The sequence below is a fragment of the Bradyrhizobium sp. HKCCYLRH2060 genome (genome assembly GCF_051168135.1).
Lineage (GTDB): Bacteria > Pseudomonadota > Alphaproteobacteria > Rhizobiales > Xanthobacteraceae > Bradyrhizobium.
In genome coordinates, this window is the sequence record NZ_JBNPUK010000022.1 from 59,545 (window position 1) to 82,210 (window position 22,666).

The window sequence follows — 22,666 nt, forward strand, 5'->3', positions numbered from 1 at the left end:
CCCCGTCCTCACCAGCTGCCCGAGGCGCCGCCGCCGCCAAAACTGCCGCCGCCACCGGAGAAGCTGCCGCTGTCGCTCGAGCTGCCGCTGCTCCAGCCTGATGACGACGAGCCGCTCGACCAGCCGCCGCGGCGGCCGCTGCCCGGCGTCATCGCGCCGAAGGCGTCGGCAACGAAGGCGATGACGAAGCCGGCGATCGCCGACAGCGCCGCCAGCCCAACCGATCCCACCATCAGCCAGGCGAGCACGCCCATGGCGCCACCGGTCGCGAGCGAGCCGATCAGCCGGCCGAGCAGCGTCCGCAGAAAGCCGCCGATCACCAGTGCGCCGAACAGCGCCACCGGCGCGAACGAGCTGATGGAATCGAAATCCAAATCGTCGCCATGCGAGGCCTGCGGCTGCGGCACCGGCAGGGTCTCGCCGTTGATGACGCCGATGATACGGTCGATGCCGGCATCGATACCGCCGGCGAAATCGCCGGTACGGAATTTCGGCGTGATGACCTCGTCGATGATGCGACGCGCGGTGACGTCGGTGAGGCTGCCTTCGAGGCCGTAGCCGACCTCGATGCGCAGCTTGCGGTCGTTCTTGGCGATCACCAGCAGCGCGCCGTCGTCGACCTTCCTGCGCCCGATCTTCCAGGCCTCGGCGACACGGAGCGAGAACTGCTCGATGGTCTCCGGCTGCGTCGTCGGCACGATCAGCACCGCGACCTGGCTGCCCTTGCGGGTTTCCAGGTCCTTCAGCTTCTGCGTGAGGCCCGCGATGTCCGAGGAGGACAGCGTGCCGGTCTGGTCGACGACGCGGCCGGTGAGCTGCGGCACCGCGACGTCCGCCAGCACGATCGTCGCGAGGCAGACGAACAGCGTCGCAAGCAGCGCCTTGAGGACCGGCAGCGCGCGCACGATTCCCTGCTCCGGCTATTTCGACGGCGCAGGCGACGGCGCGTTGAAGTCGACCTTCGGCGCCACCGAGATCTCGCGCTCGTTCTCGACGGTGAAGTTGGCCTTCTCCTTGTAGCCGAACACCATCGCGGTCAGATTGTTCGGGAAGGTGCGGATGCCGACGTTATACTCCTGCACCGCCTTGATGTAGCGGTTGCGCGCCACCGTGATGCGGTTCTCGGTGCCTTCGAGCTGGGACATCAGGTCGCGGAACAGCGCGTCCGATTTGAGCTGCGGGTAGTTCTCGGTCACGACCAGCAGCCGCGACAGCGCGGAGGTCAGCTCGCTCTGCGCCGCCTGGAACTTCTGCAGCGCCGCGGGATCGTTGACGACGTCGGGCGTGGCCTGGACACTGCCGACCTTGGCGCGGGCGTTGGTGACGCCGAGCAGCACGTCCTTCTCCTGTTGGGCAAAGCCCTTCACGCTGTTGACCAGGTTGGGCACGAGGTCGGCACGGCGCTGATACTGGTTGACCACCTCCGACCAGGCCGCCTTGACCTGCTCGTCATTGGTCTGGATGGCGTTGTAGCCGCAATTGGTCAGGCTCAGCGTCATCAGCGCCGCCAGCACGGTCAGCAATCTCCGCATCGCGCGTCCCCCTCTTCATCCGGTTGTACCGCCTTCACACAGCACAGCTTTGGCGACGGCGCAATGACGGCAGCCGGCCGCCGGACATGGGTCGCGGCGGCCGGTGGGTCGGTTCAGGGAAGTTCCGGGGCTCAGGCAGCGTTGGAGGACATACCCTCCGCCGTCATTGCGAGCGCGAGCGAAGCAATCCAGAGTCCCGCCCACCACCCTGGATTGCTTCGCTGCGCTCGCAAAGACGGACGGAGGCAGTTGAGACGCAATCTTGCAACCGACTCGCCGAACTCCCGCTCAACTGCCCTTGCGGTCGCGCAGCTGGGTCACGAACATGTCCTGCCAGCTCGCGGGCTTGACCTTGATCGAGCCGACGCCGTGCATGAACTCGGCGATCTTCAGCACGCCCTCGGGCGTCGCGGAGAACCAGGTGTCCTTGTCCTGCAGCATCTCCAGCACGTCCTCCTTGGTGGTCTTCACCTTGGCGGTGCGGGCGTAGATCTCGGCCGCGGCAGCCTTGTCGTTGGCGATCAGCGTGCAGGCCTCGTCGAGCGCGTCGAGGAACGCCTGCACGACCTTGGGATTGGCGTCGACGAAGCGCTTGGGCGCGAACACCACGTCCATCGTCATCCGTCCGAGCACGTCGGCGGAATTGGCAACGCGGCGGATCTTCGAATCCTTCAGCTCGATGTAGGAGAACGGCGGGGAGGTGAAATGCGCCGTGATCTCGGTCTTGCCCGAGGTGAGCGCCGCCAGCGCCTCCGGATGCGGCAGGCCGACGGTCATCGGATCGAGCTTGGCGTAGTTCTCCTTGCCGAACTCCTGCGCTGCCATCATCTGCAGCATGACCGCCGACAGCGAGGTCTTGATGCCCGGCAGGGCGATCTTGTCGCTCGGCTTGAAATCCTTCAGCGACTTGATCTCGGGATTGTTGGTGTTCATCCACAGCGAGGTGGAGCTGAGGCCGCTGACGCCGACCACCTCCACCGCCGGAATGCCCTTGGCTTTGGCCCACAGCGTGATGAAGCCGGGCGCACCGGTGCCAGCGATGTCGAGCGAGCCGGCCATCATCGCGTCGTTGATGATGTTGCCGCCGTCGAGCATCTGCCAGTTCACCTTGAACGGACCGAGCCCGGCCTTCTCCGCCTGCTTCTCCATCAGCTTCTGATCTTCCATCACGATCAGCGGCAGATAGAGGATGCCGTAGCCCTTGGAGAGCCTGATCTCCTTGACCTCGGCCTGCGCGGCGGTGGCGCCGAGCAGCGCGGCGAGGCCGAGCGCGGCGGCCGTGAATGATTTGCTCCAGGACATGGTCGTCTCCTTCCTTGTTGTTGTGCTTATAACTCGAAATTCAGTGCTGCATGCCCCAGCGCCGCACCGTCTTGCGCTCGATGGTGGCGAACACGACGTTCTCGACGACGAGGCCGATGAAGATCACGGTGAACAGCCCGGCGAACACGTTCGCCGTCTCCAGCTGGTTGCGGTTCTCGAAGATGAACCAGCCGAGCCCGCCCGAGCCGGAGGACACGCCGAACACCAGCTCGGCCGCGATCAGGGTGCGCCAGGCGAAGGCCCAGCCGACCTTCAGGCCGGTGAGGATGGCCGGAAAGGCCGCGGGGATCAGGATGAAGCGCACCAGCTTCAGCCCGCGCAGGCCGTAGTTCAGGCCGACCATGCGCAAGGTGTTCGACACCGAGCGGAAGCCGGAATGGGTGTTGAGCGCGATCGCCCACAGCACCGAATGCACCAGCACGAAGATGATGCTGCCCTTGCCGAGGCCGAACCAGATCAGCGCCAGCGGCAGCAATGCGATCGCCGGCAGCGGGTTGAACATCGAGGTCAGCGCCTCCAGCATGTCGGCGCCGATCCGCGAGCCGATCGCGATCGTGGTCAGCACGGCCGCCAGCGCGATGCCGATGCCGTAGCCGATCAAGAGCGTCTCCAGCGACACCAGGGTGCGCGCAGGGATGATACCGTTGCCGATGTTCTCGAAGAAGGCTGAGAGCGTGTCGGTGAAGGTCGGAAACAACAGGGGATTGCCGAGCCACATGCCATAGGCCTGCCACAGCGCGGCGAGCGCCACCAGGATGATGGCCTTGCGGACCGCACCGATGCGGTAGATGCGTTCCAGCCAGGACAGGCTCGCCTCGACCTTGACGTCACCGAGGGGCGTGTCTGCATTGACGATTTCGGGGCGCAGCGCCAGCGTCTCGCTCATGGATGCTCTCCTCCTCTCTAGTGATGGCCGAACAGCATGTCGTTGATGCGCCCTTCGAGCGCGACCTGTTCCGGCGAGCCCATCGTGCCCGGCGGCACGCTGTTGAGCTCGGCGCGGACGCGGCCGGGATGCGGCGACAGCAGCAGGATGCGGGAGCCGATCTTGATCGCCTCCTCGATCGAATGCGTCACGAACAGCACGGTGAAGCGGGTGTCCTGCCAGAGCTGCAGCAGCTCATCCTGCATCTTGCGCCGGGTCAGCGCGTCCAGGGCGGCGAACGGCTCGTCCATCAACAGCACGTCGGGCTCCATCGCCATGCCCCGCGCGATTGCAACGCGCTGCTTCATGCCGCCGGACAGCATGTGCGGATAGGAGTCGATGAACTTGGTCAGGCCGACCTTGTCGATATAGGACTTCGCCCGCTCGTTGGCCTCGGCCGTGCCGAGCCGGCCGCTGGCGGTCAGCGCGAACACGACGTTCTCGCGCACCGTCTTCCACGGCAGCAGCTGGTCGAACTCCTGGAATACCATCATGCGGTCCGGGCCGGGCTCGCTGACGTCGTGGCCCTTGAGCCGGATGCGGCCCTCGGTCGGCTTCAGGTAGCCGCCGATCGCCTTGAGAAGCGTGGATTTGCCGCAGCCGGAAGGGCCGAGCAGCACGAAGCGGTCGGAGTCGAAGACCTTGAAATCGACGCGGTAGGTCGCCGTGACCAAGGTGTCCGGCGTCTTGTACTGGAGCGTCACGCCCTCGACCGAGAGCAGCGGCTCGAACTGAGACGGCGATTGATGGACGGTCATCGTCCTCCCCTCCTCTATATTGCAGTGCGAAATTTCGCCTGGTGCACTTCGGCGCCCTTATTCGAAGTGATAGAGGAGGAGACTGACGCGAACCTGACTCCGAGGCGGACAACGAGACCTTGCGCATCCTGCTGGTGGAAGACACGCCCGAGATCGGCGCCGCCGTGACCAGCCGGTTCGAGCGGATCGGCTACGCCGTCGACTGGGAGAAGGACGGCCGCACCGCGAGCGAGCTGATCGAGGTGCAGACCTATGACCTCATCGTGCTCGACGTGATGCTGCCGAACATGGACGGCTTCGCGGTGCTGAAACATTTGCGCAAGCGCGGCCTGCGCACGCCGGTGCTGGTGCTGACCGCGCGCTCGGCGGTCGACGACCGAATCGGCGCGCTCGATCTCGGCGCCGATGACTACCTGATCAAGCCGTTCGACTATCGCGAGCTCGAAGCGCGTGCCCGTGCGCTGCTGCGGCGTGCGGCTGGCCAGTCCGACAATCTGCTGACCCTCGGGCCGCTGGTGATCGACCGCGCCGGGCGCACCGCCAGCGTCGCCGGCCAACCGCTGGACCTGACGCGGCGCGAGCTGACCGTGCTGGAAATCCTCGCCGCACGCCCCGGACGCTACGTCGCCAAGGAGGAGCTGGTCGAGCAGCTCTTCAGCTTCGACCAGGACCCGAGCCCGAACGCGGTCGAGCAGTTCGTCGCACGTCTCAGGCGCAAGCTGGCGGCGACGTCAGTCGAAATCAAGACCGAGCGCGGCCTTGGCTATCAGCTCCACGCTTCGTGACCTCAGGGCGTCGCTGCGCGCGCGGCTGCTGATCGCGATCGGCGCGATCCTGGCCATCGGCGCCGTCGTGCTCAGCCTCGCCGCTTGGCAATATGCCGCGACCGCCGCGCGGGACGCCTATGACAAGCTGCTCGCGGGCGGCGCCGTGCAGATCGCCGAGAACATCTACATGCAGGGCGGCGTCGTGACGCTGGATCCGCCGGCGGCAGCGTTCGCGACATTGTCGGCCTATGACCTCGTGTTCTATCGCGTCACCGACCCGCGCGGCGTCGTCATCGCCGGCTATGACGACCTCGCCGTCACCGTGCCCGCCAGGGCGCTGCGCGAGGGCGTGGTGCTGCGCGACGGTGTCTATCGCGACCAGGCCGTGCGCATCGCCGCGGTGGCGCGCAAGCTCGACGGCGCGCCTGGCGACGGCTGGAGCCTGATCGTGCTGGCGCAGACCCTGCGCGCCCGCGACGCGCTGACCTGGGATCTTGCCTCGAAGGCGATCGGCCTGATCGCCGCGATGAGCCTGCTGGCGCTGGTCGCGACCGCGCTCTGCCTGCGGCTGGTGTTCGCGCCGCTGACGCGGATCGAGGCCGAGATCGTCAAGCGTCGCCCCGATGATCTCAGCCCGATCGCGATCACGCCGCCGCGCGAGGTGCGCGCGCTGGTCGGCGCCATCGACGGCTTCATGCAGCGCCTCGCCGAGCGCATCACGCTGATGCAGCGCTTCATCGCCGACGCCACCCACCAGCTGCGCACGCCGCTCGCCGCCATCGATGCCGAGGTCGAGCTGCTGAGCGATCACACCAAGGACCCGAAGGCGCTCGACCGGCTGCGCGGCCGCATCGCCGACCTCGCCCGTCTCACCAGTCAGTTGCTCGACCACGCCATGATCCAGCACCGCGCCCAGGCGCCGCGCTTCGCCGCGACCGATATCAACGCGCTGGCGAAATCGGTGCTGTCGCAAAGCGTGCCGCTGACGCTGGATCGGGAGGTCTCGGTCAGCTTCGTGGCGTCGGAGGAGAACGCGGTGGTCGCCGCCGACGCCATCAGCCTGCGCGAGGCGCTTGCCAACCTCATCCACAACGCGCTGGCGCATGGCGCGCGGACGCGGCTGATGGTGAGGGTGGAGAAGGCGGCGGCGGGTGTCGCGATCGTCGTCTGGGATGATGGGCCGGGGATCGCCGAGGAGGCGCAGACCGGACTGCTGGCGCCGTTTCAGAAGGGCGACGGCTCGCATGGATCGGGGCTTGGGCTTGCGATCGCCAAGGACGTCGCGGAGGCCCACGGCGGAAACCTGCGGTTTGCGGGCAGCGCGGGCGACTTCAGCGTGATCCTGGAACTACCACCCCAGCCCCATGGCTAAACCTTTAGTTGTTTCATTACACGCCCGTTCTGAAATCAACGGTATGTCGTTCCCAGCATCAGGGGAACCACCATGGTACGGCTTGCCGTTCTAGGAATTGTTGCAGCGGCCAGTCTCTCATGCACCGCACCGGCAACCGCCGCGGATCAGAACGGCGAATGCGCGAAGTCCCTGCTCAGGACCTCCCCCGAGATCGTCATTGCGGCCTGCTCCCGAATCCTTGCCGAGCCCAACACATCCTCGGCCGAGCGTGGCCGCGCCCTCTCGGTTCGAGGCTCGGGCTACTATCACACGAAGCGGTGGGACTTTGCAGCGAAGGATTACGATGCCGCCATCGCGCTGATGCCGACCGATGAAGAACTGCTGCTGTCCCGCGCGACGACGGCGTCCCGTCTCGGCGATCTCACACTGAGCCACTCACTCATCGAGAAGGTCCTGACGCTCAATCCATCCAATCCGAATGCGATCTGGCGCGTCGGCGCCTCCTATGCAGACGCCGGTGACGACCGCTCCGCGATCCGCTATTATGACATGGCCTTGGCGATCGCGCCGAGAAACCAGTATGCGCTGCTGCTCAGCAGCGACAGTCATCAGCGTTTGCGCCGCTTCGACGAAGCGCTGAAAACCGCTGACGCGCTGGTTGCGCTCGGTCCCGACGAGATCAATCTGCAGCCCTATTTCGACGGCTATGGTAACCGGCTCGACTTCTACATCGTCGCTCTGAAGAACCGCGCGCGCATTTACTGGACAGTCGGCCAGTTTGACCGTGCAGAGCAGGACTTGAACGCTGCCGTAACCTATCGACGGATTCCCCTGTCGCTCACGGCACGGGGCCACTTGCTCACCTACAGACCCGGACGAGAGCAGGAGGCGTTTGCCGACCTGCAGGAAGCCAAATCGCTCGGGTCCGAGCAATATGAGACCTTCTTCGACCTCGGGCTCATCCACGCCAAGCGTCAGCAATTCCGCGAGGCGATCGCCGAATTCGATCGTGCCGCGGCGATTGATCCGCCATCCGGCGAGGCGTTCCGCATGCGTGCACTGATGCATCGGGAACTCGACGAGACCGATCTCGCGTTCGACGACATGGTGCTGGCCGTGAGCATCGAAGAGTCGGTGCTCAAGCGGACCGTTCTGGCGCTGCGCACCGCCGGCTATTGGCGCTCGAACCAGGCGCCTGACGAACTGACGCCCGACTTCAAGGACGCGATCCGCGCCTGCATGCTCGACAAGCTCTGCAAGTGAGTCCTCCGATGACATCCCGCATTCGCTCCGCCATCCCGCTCATCCTGATCGCCGGGCTGCTGGGCACGCCCTCTCTCGCCGAAGACATGCTTGGAACGGCGGGCCCGATCCGCTCCTTCGGCTTCGGAACATGCAAGCTGCCCTATCCGGCGAGAGCCCGCGGCGAATGTGATCCGCCGGAAGTTTCAGCAACACTGCCGGCGGATGTCCGTTCGCAGCAGCGCGTCGTTCGCGCGCGTCAGCTCACCGAGATCGCCAGGCTGCCGCAGGCGATCGCCGAGCTTGATACCGCCATTACCGAGCAGCCCGGCAACGTGCCGGCGCTGCTGCTCCGCGCCCGCCTAAGGATACCCGCCCAGCTGACCGAGGCCACGCGCGACGTGAAGGCGGCGCTGCAGGCCGCCCCTGAGAATGCCGACGCGCTGGCGACCATGGCCTTCATCCTCATCGGTCAGGACGATCAGGCCGCGCTTCAGTTGGCCACCGACGCCCTCGTCCGCAACCCGCCATCGGTCGATGCGCTCTGGATCCGGGCCATCCTTGCAAACCGAAGCGGCCGGCCGGAGCAGTCGGAGGCGGATCTCGATCGGGCCATCGCAATCGAGCCCGACGATCGGCGAAGCCGCATGACACGCGCCGAGATCAGGCTGCAGACCGGCAAGGCGGCTGGCGCCAAGGAGGATCTCGATGCGATCCTCGCGGCGGGGTCTGATCTCCAGGCGCTGCAGATGCGGGCGACGATACTGGCCGGGCTGGGAGACGACAGCGCAGCGCTTGCCGACCTGAACAAGGTTCTCGGTCCGCCCGGACAGCGGGTGCTTCCCGGCCCGGCCCGACCCGACCTCGTCAACATGTTCGTGCAGCGCGCCTTGATCCTCACCCGCACCGGACGAGAGCCGGATGCCAGGCAGGACCTCGAAACCATCGTCGCGCTGGGCGGCAATCGCGCGATCCTGCAGATGCAGGTCTACCTGCGGGGTCATGGCTTTCCGGACCTCGCTCTGAACGGCAAACGGTCCGACCAGCTCGACGACGCGCTGCGCGCCTGCTTCATCAACAGTGCATGTGGCCGCGGCATCGCCATCCGCGGGTAGCATCTCGTCTGCGGTGGCCTGACCGCCGCATCCTCAATGCCGGCAAGCGGCAGACGGATGCGGCGGTCTGAGAAGTGAAGTTATGCTTACGCCGCCGCCTTCTTGGCCTTCGCATCCCGGATCGCCGTCCATACCTTCTCAGGCGTCAGCGGGGTCTGCAGATTGGTGATGCCCAGCTCGAACAGTGCGTCCATCACGCCATTGGTGACGCAGGGCGGGCCGCCGATGGCGCCGGATTCGCCGCAGCCCTTGGCGCCCAGCGGGTTGGTCTTGCAGGGCGCGGAATCATCGAGCGTGACGACGATCGGCGGCACGTCGTCGGCGCGCGGAATGCAGTAGTCCTGATAGGTCGCGGTCAGGAGCTGGCCATCGGCATCGTAGGCGACGTTCTCGTACAGCGCCTGGCCGATGCCCTGGGCGACGCCGCCATGGATCTGGCCGGCCACCAGCATCGGATTGACGGCAACGCCGACGTCGTCGACGGTGGTGTAGCGCACGACACGGCTGATGCCGGTCTCCGGATCGATCTCGACCTCGCAGATATGGGTGCCGTTCGGCCAGCTCGGACCATCGACCTCGCCCTCGCTGTCGACCGACAGCTTGGCGCCCTGCTCCTTCTGCGCGATCTCGAACAGGCTGATGCGGCGGTCGGTGCCGACGACGGTGAGGACGCCGTCGCGATACTCGATGTCCTCGACCGCGGTCTCCAAGAGGTTCGACGCCTTCTCGCGCGCCTTGCTGATGAGATCGTTGGAGGACACCGCCACCGCGGTGCCGCCGACGAACAGCGAGCGCGAGCCGACGCTGCCGAAGCCGGTGGCGAGATCGGTGTCGCCCTGCACCACGTCGATCTTGTCGAGCGGGATCCCCAGCGTGTCGGAGATCATCTGGGTGTAGGTGGTCTGCAATCCCTGCCCCATCGCCATGGTGCCGGAGTGCAGGATGACGCGGCCCTCGGAGGTCGCGTGCAGCGACACCTTCTCGGTGTGGGCGCGGCCGCCGGTCCATTCGATGTAGGAGGTGAGGCCGCGGCCGTAGAGCATGCCGCGCTTCTTCGCTTCGCGCTTGCGCGCATTGAAGCCGTCCCAGTCCGCAAGCTTGGACGCGCGCTCCAGCATGTGGGCGAAGGCGCCGGAATCATAGACCTGGCCGACGGCGTTGGTGTAGGGCAGTTGCGCCGGCTTGATGTAGTTGGCCTTGCGGATCGCGCGCGGATCGATCCCGATCTGGCGCGCGGCCGCGTCGAACAGGCGCTCCACGATGAACACCGCCTCGGGACGCCCGGCGCCGCGATAGGCACCGACCGGCGCGGTATGCGTCATCACGGTCTTCACCTCGAAATGCACCAGCGGCAGGTCATAGACACCGGTCTGCACGAACGGCCCGAGCACCAGCGGAATGATGTTGGCCGCACCCGATGAATAGGCGCCGGTGGCGCCGATCGAGCGCACGCGATAGGCCAGCACCTTGCCCTTGGCGTCCAAAGCGAACTCGGCGGTCGAGGTGAGGTCGCGGCCATGCGTGCCGCCGACGAACTCGTCGGTGCGCTCGGCGCGCCAGCGGATCTTCTTGCCGAGCTTGGTCGCGGCATAGGCGACGATGCCGTCCTCAGGATAGAGGTTGGTCTTCTGGCCGAAGCCGCCGCCGATGTCGCCGACCAGCACGCGCACACTTTCCTTCGGCCGCTTCAGCACGGCTTCCGCCAGCACGTCACGGGTCGAGGCCGGCGTCTGCGACTGCACGTACAGCAGCAGCCGGCCGGTCTTCTTCTCGATCTCGGCAATGGTCGAGCGCGGCTCCATCGCCGAGGGCACCAGGCGCTGGCTGGCAATGTCGAGCGACACCTTGTGCGCGGCGCTGGAGAAGGCCTCTTCCACCTTGGCGGCATCGCCATAGCTCATCGCGGCAACGATATTGTCCGGCGCCTCGGCCCAGACGACGGGCGCACCCGGCTCGAGCGCCTTCACCGGATCGGTCACCGCCGGCAGCACCTCGTAGTCGACGACGATCGCTTCCGCCGCTTCCTGCGCGATCGTGCGCGACGCCGCGACCACGGCCGCGACCGCCTCGCCGGTGAAGCGGACGACCTCATGGGCGAGCAGGCGGCGCGGCGGCACCGTCATCGGCTTGCCGTCGGGACGCTTGAAGATCGCCAATGTCGGAATGGTGCCGACATCGTCGGCGACGAGGTCCGCACCGGTGTAGATCGCCTGCACGCCCGCGATCTCGCGGGCGGCGGCGGTGTCGATCGACAGGATCCTGGCATGCGCATGCGGGGAGCGCAGCACGTAGAGCCACAGCGCGCCGTCCTCCGCCTTGTCGTCGATGAACTGCCCCTTCCCGGTCAGCAGCCGCTGGTCCTCCAGACGCTTGACGGGCTGCCCCGCACCAAACCGCATATTGTTGGGAAGAATGTTCATTCGGGAATCCTTGGTCAGTTCAATGTAATTGCATGGGGTTTTAGCGGATCGATGTTCCGCTGGCCAAGCCATGATTGTGCTGGTGCGTCATACCGCACTGTCATGCCCGGGCTTGGCCCGCCTGCGCAGCCGAAACCGCTTCGGCCCAGCGAAGGCCCGGGCATCCACAGTCCCGTCTCCGTTTGGGATGGATGGCCGGGTCAAGCCAGACCAGCGTCACGCCAGGCTGCGCAGCACCTCTTCGACGACCTTGCGCTGCTCGGGCGAGAGCGGGGCCTGCGGCGGCACGGGATCGCCGACGTCGTACCCCTGGATCGACAGGCCGGCCTTGATGCAGGCCGCGAGGTTAAAGCGGGCGAAGGCCTCGTTGACGCGCCACAGCTTCTTCTGCAGCAGCATCGCATCGTCCCAGCGCGACGCCCTGCAGAGATTGTAGAGTTCGACGCTCTGGCGCGGAATGATGCAAGCCGGCCCGGCCATCCAGCCCTTGCCGCCGATCAGCATCACCGCCGCCGGAATGTGCGAGGACGCCGCGAACACCTTGATGGCGTCGCTGCAGCGATTGATGATCGACAACAGCCGGCCGGTGTTGGTGGACGCGTCCTTGATGTAGTTGATGCGCGGATGCTCGGCGAGATCAGCGATGACGTCGAGCGACAGGTCGGAGCGCTGGAACTGGGGATTGGTGTAGATGACGACGGGAATGTCGACGGCATCGGCAATCGCCCGGAAATACGCCTTGATACCGGCGTCGTTGACCGGGAAGTAGGCTTCGAGCACGGCCAGGATGCCGGTTGCGCCGCGCTTCTGGTAAGCCTTGGCCTGCGCCACCGCGTCAGCGATCGCAGTCGAGGCCACGCCTGCGATCACGGGAACGCGGCCCTGGGCGGCCTCGATGGTTGTCTCCACGACGGTCATGCGCTGCGCGCGGTCGAGATAGGCGAACTCGCCGGTCGAGCCGAGCGGCGTCAGGCCGTGCACGCCGGCATGGATGAGATCATCGCACAGCCGCCCCAGCACCTCCGTCCGGATCGTGCCATCCGCGCCGATCGGCGAGGCCAGGTAGGGGAAGACACCATGAAATTCAGTCATGCGGCGGGTATAGCGGCCGGGCCGCCGCCTCCGCAAGCACGCGCATGATCGCGGGCAGCCCCCTCGGCACTGAGTGCTTCCAGCGACGCGTCCGTCCGGGCGGAACCTGGCTCGCGCGGGCGGGTGCAACGGTGTCACACTGCTGCAGCAATCGCATGTTGTCGCTCACAACTGACCTGCCGATCAGTTCGCGTTAAACCCAGCTTCAAACTTCTTCTTCACCATGGAGGAAGGTCCGGCGGCAGAGGCGATGAGAAAGCAGCGATTCAATCTGCGATTGCGCGCACCATGACGAGGAAGGGCGAACGCGGTGGCGTCAAACACGGCAAAAATGGCTACGAACTTCGCCATTTTCAGTCATTTTTCCGCCGGATTGACCAACCATCATGCCAAGCGGAAACAGTTAGTACGAGTGCTCCAGCGTAAATTCGCCGTAGGAATTTCGATCGGAGACGAGGGAAGCCTGCAGCGAGAACGGCGATGAAGACGCTTTACGATTTACTCGGAGCTCTTCCGGACGATGACGCTGACGATATCCGGGCGGCCTTCCGCAAAGCGGTCAAAGAGAGCCACCCCGACGTCAATCCCGGCGATCCGGACGCCGCGCTGCGGTTTCGACAGATCATCCGCGCCAACGACATTCTCGGCGACAAGGAGCAGCGCACGGCCTATGACCGGCTGCTCGGAGCCGCGCAGGACGAGCATCGGCAGGATTCCAAGCTCGCGGTCGTCGCCAGGGTTCACACGGTCGCGTCCGGCGTGATGGCGCTGGCCGGGGCGTCCGCCTTGGCGCTGACGGGCTACCTGCTGTTCACGCACATGTCCTCGGCGTCCGTCGCGCCGCTCGAGCCGATCGTGGTTGCCACCAACAAGGTGAAGCCGAACGAGGTTCCCGCCAAGCCGATCGATGGCCCCACCGATACGGCGACGGCCGTCGACGCGGCCGCAGGCAACGAGGCGGCTGCCGGCACAACGGTCGGAAACGCATCGGGCAGCAACAACGCGGCGTCCACCGAGCCACTGCCGCTGCGGGCCAGCAAGGTCGACGTGGTCTATTCGGCCGAGCAGGATCGCGCGCCCTGTGCGGCAGGCGCCACCGCACCATGCGGAGCAGATGCCATGCTCGCCGGGGGTACGGCCTCGAACGAGGCCCAGGCCCATCACGATCGCGGCATGGCCGCGTTCCAGAAAGGCGATTTCGCGGCGGCGCTGGCCGATCTCGACGCGGCGATCCAGCTCGATCCCCGCTACCATGAGGCCTATATCGACCGCGGCATCGTGTTCTATCGCATGCGCAAATTCGACCGGGCCTTTGCCGACGTCGCGGCCGCAAAGCGCATCGAGAAGACGAACCGCGCCGTGCTCGACGCGATGGCGAAGCGTCAGCCGCTGCGGCCGCTGAAGCTCGACCCGCCAAAATCCGACATCAAGGCGGAAACGCCGAAGGCAGAGGCGCCGAAAATGGCGGCGGCGGCGCCGATGCCCTCGCGGATGTCGACGGCGACGCCGGTCTATCCAACCAGCGACCCCAGCCGCGCGCCCTGAGCGATTGACGAAGATTTAAGGTAACTCCGAACCTTCGTCGCGCGAATCGTTCGCGCCCATCAACTGTTAGGAAAGGTGTCCCATGGTGGTCCCATGGGACACGGGCTGCTTTCCAGATTCATCCATCCGAACCCGGCGATCCGGCGCGAGCTCGTCGATCTGCTGTACACGTCTCTGCCGCAGGTCATGTCGATCAACGCGGCCGCCATCACCGGCTCGGTCACGCTTGCGGTCCTGCACGGCGATCCCGGCTACATCGCGATCTCATTCGCGATCATCGTCAACGCCATCGGTCGCGTGGTCAGCCTGCTGCGCTACAAACAATATGCGGGACGCCTGTCCGATCGCGACGTGATCCTGTGGGAGAAGGTGTACGCCGCGGGCGCCGCCGCCTTCGGCCTTGCGCTCGGCGCTCTCACCTTCCGCGCGTTCCAGCTCGACGATGCTCCGGGCGCATGGATCGCGTTCGGCCTGTCGATGTCCTATTGCGTCGGCATGGTGTCGCGCGCGGCGATCCGCCCGTGGGTCGTGCTGACGACTACCGCCGTGCTGCTCGCCCCCACGCTGATCGCGGGGCTGATGCGCCCCGAGCTGCCCTATCAGCTCGGGGCCGTCCTGCTGGTGCTGTTCTGGTTCTCGATCCGCGAAGCCTCGCGCCATCTCAGCACCGCGTTCATCGAGCGGCTCGAGGCCAAGCACGCGCTGGCCCGCCAGGCCAACCATGATTTCCTGACCGACCTGCCCAACCGGGCGGCCTTCCTGGCTGCGCTTGAACGCACGACCGGGACTGTCGCGATCGTTGCCATCGATCTCGATGGCTTCAAGCCCGTCAACGACCGCCACGGTCACCACGCCGGCGACGACCTGCTGCGTCAGGTCGCAGCCCGGCTGTCGAGCTGTGTCGGCCGGGGCGGTCTCGCCGCGCGCTTCGGCGGCGATGAGTTCATGCTGCTGAAGCCGGTGGCGAGCGGCGCGGACGGACGCGACGAGGCGCTGGCGCTCGCGCGCGAGGCGGTCCGCTCGCTGTCGATGCCGTTCCTGCTGTCCGACATTCCCGTGGTGATCGGCGCCAGCGCCGGCCTGCTGGTGAACGACCGGCCGCTCACGGACGAGTCCATGGACGAGGTTCTGCGCCAGGTCGACAGCGCACTCTACGCCGCCAAGCGCGCCGGGGGCGGCTGCTGCACCTGGGCCGAAGCTGCGGACGGCGCGTTGCGGCAGGCGGGCTGACGCGCGGCCTTCGATCTCAGGCGACGATCACCTCGCGCAGCAGCGCGTCGATCTCCCCGGCGTCGAGCTCACCTTCGCGTCCGATCAGCACGAGCTGCGCCGTGAGGCCATCGGCGGGCGACACCGGCGACGGCGCCAAGGTGCCACGCGTCGCCACCGACTGAAACAGGATCGGCTGTCCCGGATGGCCGGTGAACAGCAGGATGCCCTTGATGCGCAGGGTGCGCGGCGCGAGCTTGCCGATCACCTGCTGGAAGCGGGCCAGCGACAGCGGAGCACGGGAGGTCCAGGTGAGGGTTGCGAAAGGTTGCGACATCGTCGGCACCTGCTTGGGTAGCTCTCGCGGCGCGCGAATGTCGCGGCTGAACAGCAGGTCCGGCGCGACGACGCCATGCGATATCTCGAAGATCGCCGATTGCGGCTTGATGCCGCCGACGACGCCGCGGACCGCATCGAGCGCGGCGCGGTCGAGCAGATCGGCCTTGGTCAGCAGCACGAAATCGGCGGCGCGCAGTTGCGAGCGCCACAGCGCGTCCTGCGCGATCCCGGGATCATCGCGCAGCCGCTGCGGATCGACCAGCGTGACCACGGTCTCCAGCGGCGCGACCCTGAAGATCACGGGATCCATCAGGCTGCGGATGATCTCGGCGGGATCGGAGATGCCCGATGTTTCGATCACGATCGCATCGGGTGCCGGATCGCGCTTGATGACGGAGGACAGCGTGCGCAGCAGGTCGCCCTGCAGCGAGCAGCAGATGCAGCCGTTCTTGAGGCTGATCACGCCTTCCGTGACAGTGCCGAGCAATTGCGCGTCGATGTCGACCGCGCCGAAGTCGTTGACAACGGCGGCGATGCGCCGCCCGCCCGGATTGGCGAGCAGATGATTGAGCAGGGTCGTCTTGCCGGCGCCGAGCGAGCCGGCAACCAGCAGGACCGGGACGTTCATGACAGGACCGGACGGCGCACGGCCTGTCCCGGCCTGACGTCGCGAACGAGCTCGCCATTGGCGATGACCGCGCGGCCATTGACAAGCAGATGCCTCACGCCCTCGGACGGCCGGTTCATGTTGAGGAAGTCGGCGCGGTCACGCAGGCCCACGAGATCGAGCACCGCGATGTCGGCGTCGCAGCCGGCCTGCAGCCGTCCCTTCTTGCGCATCGCGGGCGTCGACGGTTCCAGAATCCGGGCCGGAATCAGCGTGCACTTGGCGAGGCCCTCCATCAGCGGCACCGCCTTGCGGTCCAGCACCCATTCGCGCAGGAATTTGGTGAACGTCGCCGATGAGCGCGGATGCGACACCGCGTCATCCGGCAGCGGCCAGGCGTCGCCGGTGTAGTCGGTGCCGTTGGACAGGATCCACGGCATTGCATCGGAAGCGATGGCGCCGCCCGGAAACAGCACGGAGACGTCGAGCAGGTCGCGGTGGCGCTGGTTGACGGCGACATCGAGGAAATGGATCAGCACCAATGCGCCAGGATCGTCCTGCTGCCGCGCGAGCAATTCGTCGCGGCTGCCGAGCCGGTGGCGCTCGGCCACCATCTCGATCGCGTCATAGCCGGTGCCCATGCGCTGGCAGAACGCGGGGTCGGCGAAGAAGCCGGCGCCAACCACGGTCGAGCCGGTGCCGTAGGGATAGGCTTCAGTCGTGACCTTCAGGCCCTGCTTCTGCGCGGTCTGCACCAGTTCGGCGCAGCGCTCGACATCCTGCAGGCTCGTGCTGTTGAAATGGCAGATGTGCATGTGGGCGCCGGTCGAGCCGGCCAGCCCGATCAGCCGCGTGTAGGCATCGACCGAGCTGCGCGGATCGACGTTCGACATGTAGGCGATGTGCGTATAGGTCGGCACGTCGTGCCTGGCCGCCAGGCTGCACAGCTCCGACAGCTCCTTCATGCCGGTGCCGGGCGCGTAGGCATTCGGGAAGGCGATGCCGAGACCGCCCTGCTCCAGACCCTGCCGGGTGCGCTCGACGATCTCGGCGGTCTCGGCCGCGGTCGCGACCTCCTCGACCCATCGCTTGTCGCGCATCGCCTCGCCCATGCCGGCGATGTTGGACGCGGTCTGCTGGGTCGTCATCGTCGCGATGCGCGCGAACACCCAGCCCGACGCTGCGCCGTAATTCAGAAGGCGGCCGATCGCCGCCTGCTCGTCATACCAGCGCGCCACCGGCATCACGCCGATCTCGAGCTCGAGCGTCGTGGTGACGCCGTCGAACGCCTGCATGCGGTCCGCCGGCAGCGACTGGCCGTGGGCGTGCAGATCGATGAAGCCGGGTACGACGGCGAGGCCGGCCGCATCGACCACCTGATCGGCAGCCCCGCCGACATCGCCCACGGCAGCAATTGCGCTATCCTTGATGGCGACATCGGCCGTGGCGTCGAGCTTCGTTTCCGGGTCGAGCACGCGACCGCCGCGAATGATCAGATCGTAGTGAGGCATGAAATCAGCTGGGCTCGCGAAGTGGAACTGCTGAAAGCCCTAACACAGATGCGCGACGATGAGAACGCGGCGGGAGAGATCGATTCTCTCCGAGCCATGCGTGGCGCACTTATCAGTTCGTCGACCTGCCGCCCCCGCTCTTCCCCTTGCGCAAGCGATCGGTCAGGATTGCGAAAAGCGACCTCTCGGCATCCGCCGTTCGACAGAGGAGACCCGAATGGATTCGCCCACACGGCGCATCGCCGACTTCACCTGCGAGAAGCAGCCGGCGACCGGCGCGCGCGGGATGGTCGTCACCAACCATCCGCTCGCCTCCAGCGCCGGCGCCGAGATGCTGATGCGCGACGGCAACGCGATCGATGCCGCGGTCGCCGCACTGTTCGCGCTGACGGTGGTCGAGCCGATGATGGTCGGCATTCTCGGCGGCGGCCTGTCGCACATCCGACTTGCGGATGGACGGCACATCGTGCTCGACGGATTGAGCACCGCGCCGCGGCGCGCCACGCCAGGAATGTATGATCCGGTCTCCGACGAGATCGCGCTGGCGCGCGAGACGCGCGGCCGCCGCAATGTCGCAGGCGCGCTCGCGGTCGCCGTGCCCGGTGCGCTGAAGGGATGGTGCGAGGCCCTGTCGCGCTTCGGCCGGCTGCCGCTGGCCGAGGTGATGGCGCCGGCGATCCGGCTCGCCGAGCACGGCTTCATCGCCAGTCCCTATCTCAACGATTGCGTGCGGCTGGTCGCGGACGACCTCGCGCGCGATCCGCATCTCGCCGCGCTGTTCCTGCCGGACGGCACGCCGGTCAGGCCCGGCGCCCGCGTGATCCAGGCCGACTATGCCCGCTCGCTGCGGCTGATCGCGGAGCACGGTCCGGACGCTCTCTATGGCGGTCCGCTCGGGATCGCGCTGGCCAACTACATGGCCCAAAGTGGCGGCCTGATCGATGCGGCCGACCTCGCCGCCTACGCGGTGATCGAGCGCGCGCCGATCCGCGGGCTCTATCGCGGCCATGAGATCATCGGCCCCCCGCCGCCCTCGTCCGGCGGCGTGCACATCGTGCAGATGCTGAACATCCTCGAGGGCTTCGACGTCGGCGGGCTCGGCTTCGGCTCGGCCGACGGCGCCCATCTGCTCGCCGAAGCGCTGAAGATCGCCTTCGCCGATCGGGCGGTCGCCACCGCCGATCCTGCATTCGTCGACGTGCCGGTCGCGCGCCTGACATCCAAGACCTATGCCGCCGAGCGGCGGGCAGAGATCGACATGCGCCGGGCACGGAGCTTCGGTCCTGGGCTTGCGCCGACGGAGTCCGCCAACACCACCCATGTCACGGTCGCCGACGCCGAAGGCAATGTTGTGGCCTCGACCCAGACCATCAACGGCCTGTTCGGCGCCTGCGTGCAGATCCCGGGCACCGGCATGACCGCCAACAACTACATGTACAATTTCGATCCGCATCCGGGCCGCGCGCTGTCGATCCAGCCGGGCAAGCGCGTCTTCACCTCGATGGCGCCGATGATGGCGCTGCGCGACGGCCGCCTGCGCTATGCGCTTGGCCTGCCCGGCGGCCTGCGCATCTTCCCCTCGGCCTTTCAGGCGCTGGTCAACCTGATCGACCACGGCATGTCGCTGCAGGAGGCGGTCGAGGCGCCGCGGCTGTGGACGCAGGGCGGCGTGCTCGAGCTGGAGCCGGCCTTCCCCGACCATGTGGCGCAGCAGCTCGCCGCACGCGGCCACGAGATCAAGCGCGAGCCGGTCGTGGCCGGCGGCATGAACGCGATCGCGTTCGGCGACGACGGCACGCTGACGGGTGCCGCGTGCTGGCGCGCCGACGGCACGCCGATCGCGATCTCCGGCGGGCGCGCCCGCGCCGGGCTCCGCTTCGCCATCGCCTGAGGTCTACGAGCGCTTTCGCATCATCCGCGCGATCGCCTCGCCGATCACGACGGTGGTGAAATGCGTGTTGGCGCGGCAATCGGACGGCATGATCGAGGCGTCGGCTACGCGCAGGCCGGCGATGCCCTTCACGCGGCCGTCCGGATCGACCACGCCATCGTCATCGGTGAAGCCGCTCATGCGGCAGCTCCCGGCGGCATGCTGGATGTCGCCGGTGACCTGCCGCAGCAGCGCATCGAGCTCGGCATCGGGCAGCGCAGCCGCCTGCGGCAGGGTGAACTCCGTATCGCCGAGGCGAATCCAGTCGGCGATGTCGCGCAGCGCCGGCTGCACCGTGATCAGCGCCAGCCGCTTCACCGCATCGCGCATCCGCGCGATGTCGCTGACATCGGCCAGCATGTTCTCCTCGACGATCGGATCCACGCTCGGATCGGTCGAGGCGAGCTTCAACGTGCCGCGCGAGAAGGCGTTGAACAGGCCGGCGCCGATCGCGCCGGGCACGCCGATGCCGCGATGGTTGAACGCGATCAGGATCATGTCGCGCTTGCCGCCGCCGGCGAGGCCCGACGAGTAGGTGACGCAGCAGTTGGTGTGGCGGGTGTCGCGGTCGGTCGGACGTAGCGCCTCGCGCAATTGAATGGTGGTGCGGAACAGCGGATGATCGAAGAAGTGCCGTCCCACGGGAAGATCGCGCAGCACGGCGATGCCGAGCGCCTGAAGATCCGCCGCGGGGCCGATGCCCGAGCGCAGCAGGATCGCCGGACTATGGATGGCGCCGGCGCACAGCACGACCTCGCGCGCCGCGATGTCCTTCACGCCTTCACCCTCGCCATGGACGCGCACGCCGGTCGTCCTGCCGTCGCTGATCAGCAGCCGCTCGACCAGCGCCCGCCCGCGGATCTCGAGGTTCGAACGGCCGCGCGCCGGCTCCAGATAGGCCTCGTTGGTGGAGATGCGCCGGCCATTGCGGCTGTTGATCGGATAGCAGGCGACGCCCTCGCCGTCAGGCCCGTTGAGATCGTCGCACCAGGGATAACCGCTCGCCAGCGCGGCATCGCGCAGGCCGCGGTCGATCGGCCCCCATGTGTCAGGCGGTGCGCGGTAGACCGGAAGCGGCCCGCCGCGGCCGTGGCCCTCGCGATCACCGAGCGCGAGATCGTCCTCGATCACCGCGAACAGCGGCATGATGTCCTTGGCCGACCATCCCGTGCAGCCATTGGCCGCCCATTCGTCGAACGCATCGGCCACGCCGCGGATCGCGATCTGGCCGTTCATCATCGAGCTGCCGCCCAGCCCCTTGCCGCGCCAGTAGAAGCGCATGTCCTGCCCGGCGACGCGGCGGGACATCAGCTGCGGCCACTGCCATGTCTCCTGGAAGGCGCGATCATGGATGATCGGAATCGGGTTCGGCGTCACGATCTCCCACGGCGCCTCGTCCGCCCGCCAGTCGGCGCCGGCCTCGAGCAGCAGGACCCGCGTCCGGGAGTCTTCCGACAGGCGTGCAGCCACGGCCGCGCCCGCGGAGCCGCCGCCGACCACAATAACGTCATACATGGACTGAATTCCCGCTGTTCTCTGGCGTCGCAATCATGACGGCCAGCTTGCGCTGCCGGGCGCGATCCGTGAAGCCCTGGAAAACTCAGGCCACCAGCATGCCGACGCAGAGCTGCGGCGCATCCTCGGCCACGAGACAGGAGGCCACGGCGATCACCTCGCGCGCCGATTTCCAGGCGCCGCCGCCGCCGGCCGGGCCATTGGTGTAGAGCGTCTCGACCTCGTTGCCGATGCGGATCGCCTCCGCCATCGTCTCGGTCCGCCCGGCGACACGAATGCGCACCTCATGGGGCTCGGCACCCTCTGCGCGCTCGTCGCCATGCAGCGCATTCAGCCCGATCAGGTCGCAGCGCAGCTCGCTCACCGCCACGCCGGTGAGCGCGAGACGCTCGCGGACGATGTCGAGCGCGAGGCGGCCGCGCGCGACGGCACCGGGACCGGCATAGGAGATCTGCCCCTCGCCGACATAGGAATCGAGATAGCCGACCGACGTCTTCAGCAGTCCCGTCTTCGGCCGGCCGCGGCCGCCGACCACCCTGACCCGGTCCGGACCGAGCTCCTCGACGGTCACCTGCGAGAAATCCGCCACGACGTCGGGTTGGAAATATTGCGCGGGATCGTGGATCTCATAGAGCAACTGCTCCTTCACCGTTCCCGGCGTGACGCAGCCGCCGGAGCCCGCGACCTTGGTCACGATCAGTTCGCCATCCTCGCGCACCTCACCGATCGGAAAGCCGAGCCGGGCGAGATCGGGAACGTCCTTGAGTCCAGGATCGGCGAAATAGCCGCCGGTGATCTGGCCGGCGCATTCGAGCAGATGACCGACGACGGTGCCCTGCCCCAGCCGGTCCCAATCGTCCAAAGCCCAGCCGAACTCATGGATCAGGGGGCCGAGGAACAGCGCCGGATCGGCGGCGCGCCCGGTGATCACGACATCGGCTCCGCCCGCGAGCGCCTCCGCGATCGCGCCCGCGCCGACATAGGCATTGGCGGAGACGACGCGATTGCCGAGGGCATGGATCATGTCGCCGGTGTCGAGCACGACATCCGCTGTCTTCAACGGCTCCAGAACATCGTCGCCGGTCACGGCCGCGATCTTCAGCCCCGTCAATCCAAGCTGGCGCGCGATGGCGCGGGTGGCTTCGGCCGCGGCGACCGGATTGGCGGCGCCCATGTTGGTGACGATACGGACCTTGTTGGCGCGGCAGATCGGCAGCACCGCCTGCATGCGCGCGGCCAGCAGCGGATCATAGCCGGCGGCCGGATCCTTCATGCGCGCCTGCTGCGCCAGCGCGATCGTGCGCTCCGCAAGGCATTCGAACACGAGATAGTCCAGGCCACCCTTCGCCGCGAGCTCCACCGCGGGCTCGATCCGGTCGCCGGAATAGCCCGCGCCGGCGCCGATCCTGATGCTTCGCATCGGCCGCTCCTCCTGACATCATGCGCCGTTCGTCGGCTTCTGCCGGCCACATTAGCGGCCGC

The 22,666-nt window shown here is 67.2% G+C and carries 19 protein-coding genes; 7 read left to right on the forward strand and 12 right to left on the reverse strand.

Features of this window, described 5'->3' with window-relative positions; translation table 11 throughout:
* Window positions 1-8: 8 nt before the first annotated feature.
* The 5 genes from ACQR10_RS30110 to ACQR10_RS30130 form a co-directional block, all read right to left on the reverse strand.
* On the reverse strand, window positions 9-905 hold the full coding sequence (locus ACQR10_RS30110) for a TPM domain-containing protein (RefSeq protein ID WP_315804833.1): 897 nt from the start codon (window positions 903-905) through the stop codon (window positions 9-11).
* Window positions 906-920: 15 nt separating this feature from the next.
* Window positions 921-1,532, reverse strand: coding sequence for a LemA family protein (locus ACQR10_RS30115; protein WP_315804832.1), 612 nt, complete (start codon window positions 1,530-1,532; stop codon window positions 921-923).
* Between the two features lie 288 nt (window positions 1,533-1,820).
* Window positions 1,821-2,834 (reverse strand): ABC transporter substrate-binding protein, encoded by a 1,014-nt coding sequence (locus ACQR10_RS30120; RefSeq protein WP_316216543.1) that lies wholly within the window; start codon window positions 2,832-2,834, stop codon window positions 1,821-1,823.
* A 40-nt stretch (window positions 2,835-2,874) separates the two neighbouring features.
* On the reverse strand, window positions 2,875-3,741 hold the full coding sequence (locus tag ACQR10_RS30125; protein ID WP_434886734.1) for an ABC transporter permease: 867 nt from the start codon (window positions 3,739-3,741) through the stop codon (window positions 2,875-2,877).
* 17 nt (window positions 3,742-3,758) lie between these two features.
* Window positions 3,759-4,538 carry an ABC transporter ATP-binding protein gene (locus ACQR10_RS30130; RefSeq protein ID WP_315796993.1) on the reverse strand — a complete coding sequence of 260 codons (780 nt, stop codon included), beginning with the start codon at window positions 4,536-4,538 and terminating at the stop codon, window positions 3,759-3,761.
* A 119-nt stretch (window positions 4,539-4,657) separates the two neighbouring features.
* On the opposite strand from ACQR10_RS30130, the gene ACQR10_RS30135 reads away from it, so the two are divergent.
* From ACQR10_RS30135 to ACQR10_RS30150, 4 genes are all read left to right on the forward strand, one after another.
* Entirely contained in the window at window positions 4,658-5,323 is a 666-nt protein-coding gene (locus tag ACQR10_RS30135; protein WP_315713962.1) for a response regulator transcription factor, read from the forward strand.
* On the forward strand, window positions 5,298-6,677 hold the full coding sequence (locus ACQR10_RS30140) for a sensor histidine kinase (protein ID WP_316216542.1): 1,380 nt from the start codon (window positions 5,298-5,300) through the stop codon (window positions 6,675-6,677). The genes ACQR10_RS30135 and ACQR10_RS30140 overlap by 26 nt, the downstream gene beginning before the upstream one ends.
* Before the next feature lie 342 nt (window positions 6,678-7,019).
* Complete coding sequence (locus tag ACQR10_RS30145) at window positions 7,020-7,922, forward strand: tetratricopeptide repeat protein (RefSeq protein ID WP_434848596.1); 903 nt, start codon at window positions 7,020-7,022, stop codon at window positions 7,920-7,922.
* Between the two features lie 8 nt (window positions 7,923-7,930).
* Window positions 7,931-9,016 (forward strand): tetratricopeptide repeat protein, encoded by a 1,086-nt coding sequence (locus ACQR10_RS30150; RefSeq protein WP_316177388.1) that lies wholly within the window; start codon window positions 7,931-7,933, stop codon window positions 9,014-9,016.
* Window positions 9,017-9,102: 86 nt separating this feature from the next.
* On the opposite strand, the gene ACQR10_RS30155 is transcribed toward ACQR10_RS30150, so the two are convergent.
* From ACQR10_RS30155 to ACQR10_RS30165, 3 genes are all read right to left on the reverse strand, one after another.
* A complete protein-coding gene (locus tag ACQR10_RS30155; protein WP_434848565.1) occupies window positions 9,103-11,436 on the reverse strand; it encodes a xanthine dehydrogenase family protein molybdopterin-binding subunit in 2,334 nt (777 codons plus the stop codon).
* Window positions 11,437-11,652: 216 nt separating this feature from the next.
* Window positions 11,653-12,528 carry a dihydrodipicolinate synthase family protein gene (locus ACQR10_RS30160; protein ID WP_315804824.1) on the reverse strand — a complete coding sequence of 292 codons (876 nt, stop codon included), beginning with the start codon at window positions 12,526-12,528 and terminating at the stop codon, window positions 11,653-11,655.
* Window positions 12,529-12,711: 183 nt separating this feature from the next.
* A complete protein-coding gene (locus ACQR10_RS30165; protein WP_315804823.1) occupies window positions 12,712-12,879 on the reverse strand; it encodes a hypothetical protein in 168 nt (55 codons plus the stop codon).
* A 129-nt stretch (window positions 12,880-13,008) separates the two neighbouring features.
* On the opposite strand from ACQR10_RS30165, the gene ACQR10_RS30170 reads away from it, so the two are divergent.
* Together ACQR10_RS30170 and ACQR10_RS30175 are read left to right on the forward strand one after the other, a co-directional pair.
* Window positions 13,009-14,073 carry a J domain-containing protein gene (locus ACQR10_RS30170; protein WP_316216538.1) on the forward strand — a complete coding sequence of 355 codons (1,065 nt, stop codon included), beginning with the start codon at window positions 13,009-13,011 and terminating at the stop codon, window positions 14,071-14,073.
* A 93-nt stretch (window positions 14,074-14,166) separates the two neighbouring features.
* Window positions 14,167-15,303, forward strand: a complete 1,137-nt coding sequence (locus tag ACQR10_RS30175; protein ID WP_316216537.1) for a GGDEF domain-containing protein — start codon at window positions 14,167-14,169, stop codon at window positions 15,301-15,303.
* 16 nt (window positions 15,304-15,319) lie between these two features.
* Here the strand turns inward: ACQR10_RS30175 and ACQR10_RS30180 are convergent, their stop codons facing one another.
* Together ACQR10_RS30180 and ACQR10_RS30185 are read right to left on the reverse strand one after the other, a co-directional pair.
* Window positions 15,320-16,249 carry a CobW family GTP-binding protein gene (locus ACQR10_RS30180; RefSeq protein ID WP_316216536.1) on the reverse strand — a complete coding sequence of 310 codons (930 nt, stop codon included), beginning with the start codon at window positions 16,247-16,249 and terminating at the stop codon, window positions 15,320-15,322.
* Window positions 16,246-17,739: an amidohydrolase family protein gene (locus ACQR10_RS30185; RefSeq protein ID WP_410051419.1), complete on the reverse strand. Its 1,494-nt coding sequence runs from the start codon at window positions 17,737-17,739 to the stop codon at window positions 16,246-16,248. Before ACQR10_RS30185 ends, ACQR10_RS30180 begins: the two co-directional genes overlap by 4 nt.
* A 217-nt stretch (window positions 17,740-17,956) precedes the next feature.
* On the opposite strand from ACQR10_RS30185, the gene ggt reads away from it, so the two are divergent.
* Window positions 17,957-19,630: a gamma-glutamyltransferase gene (gene ggt / locus ACQR10_RS30190; RefSeq protein ID WP_316216535.1), complete on the forward strand. Its 1,674-nt coding sequence runs from the start codon at window positions 17,957-17,959 to the stop codon at window positions 19,628-19,630.
* Between the two features lie 3 nt (window positions 19,631-19,633).
* On the opposite strand, the gene ACQR10_RS30195 is transcribed toward ggt, so the two are convergent.
* On the reverse strand, window positions 19,634-21,184 hold the full coding sequence (locus tag ACQR10_RS30195) for a GMC family oxidoreductase (protein ID WP_316216534.1): 1,551 nt from the start codon (window positions 21,182-21,184) through the stop codon (window positions 19,634-19,636).
* Window positions 21,185-21,269: 85 nt separating this feature from the next.
* Window positions 21,270-22,604, reverse strand: a complete 1,335-nt coding sequence (locus ACQR10_RS30200; protein WP_316216533.1) for an acyclic terpene utilization AtuA family protein — start codon at window positions 22,602-22,604, stop codon at window positions 21,270-21,272.
* Between the last annotated feature and the right edge of the window lie 62 nt (window positions 22,605-22,666).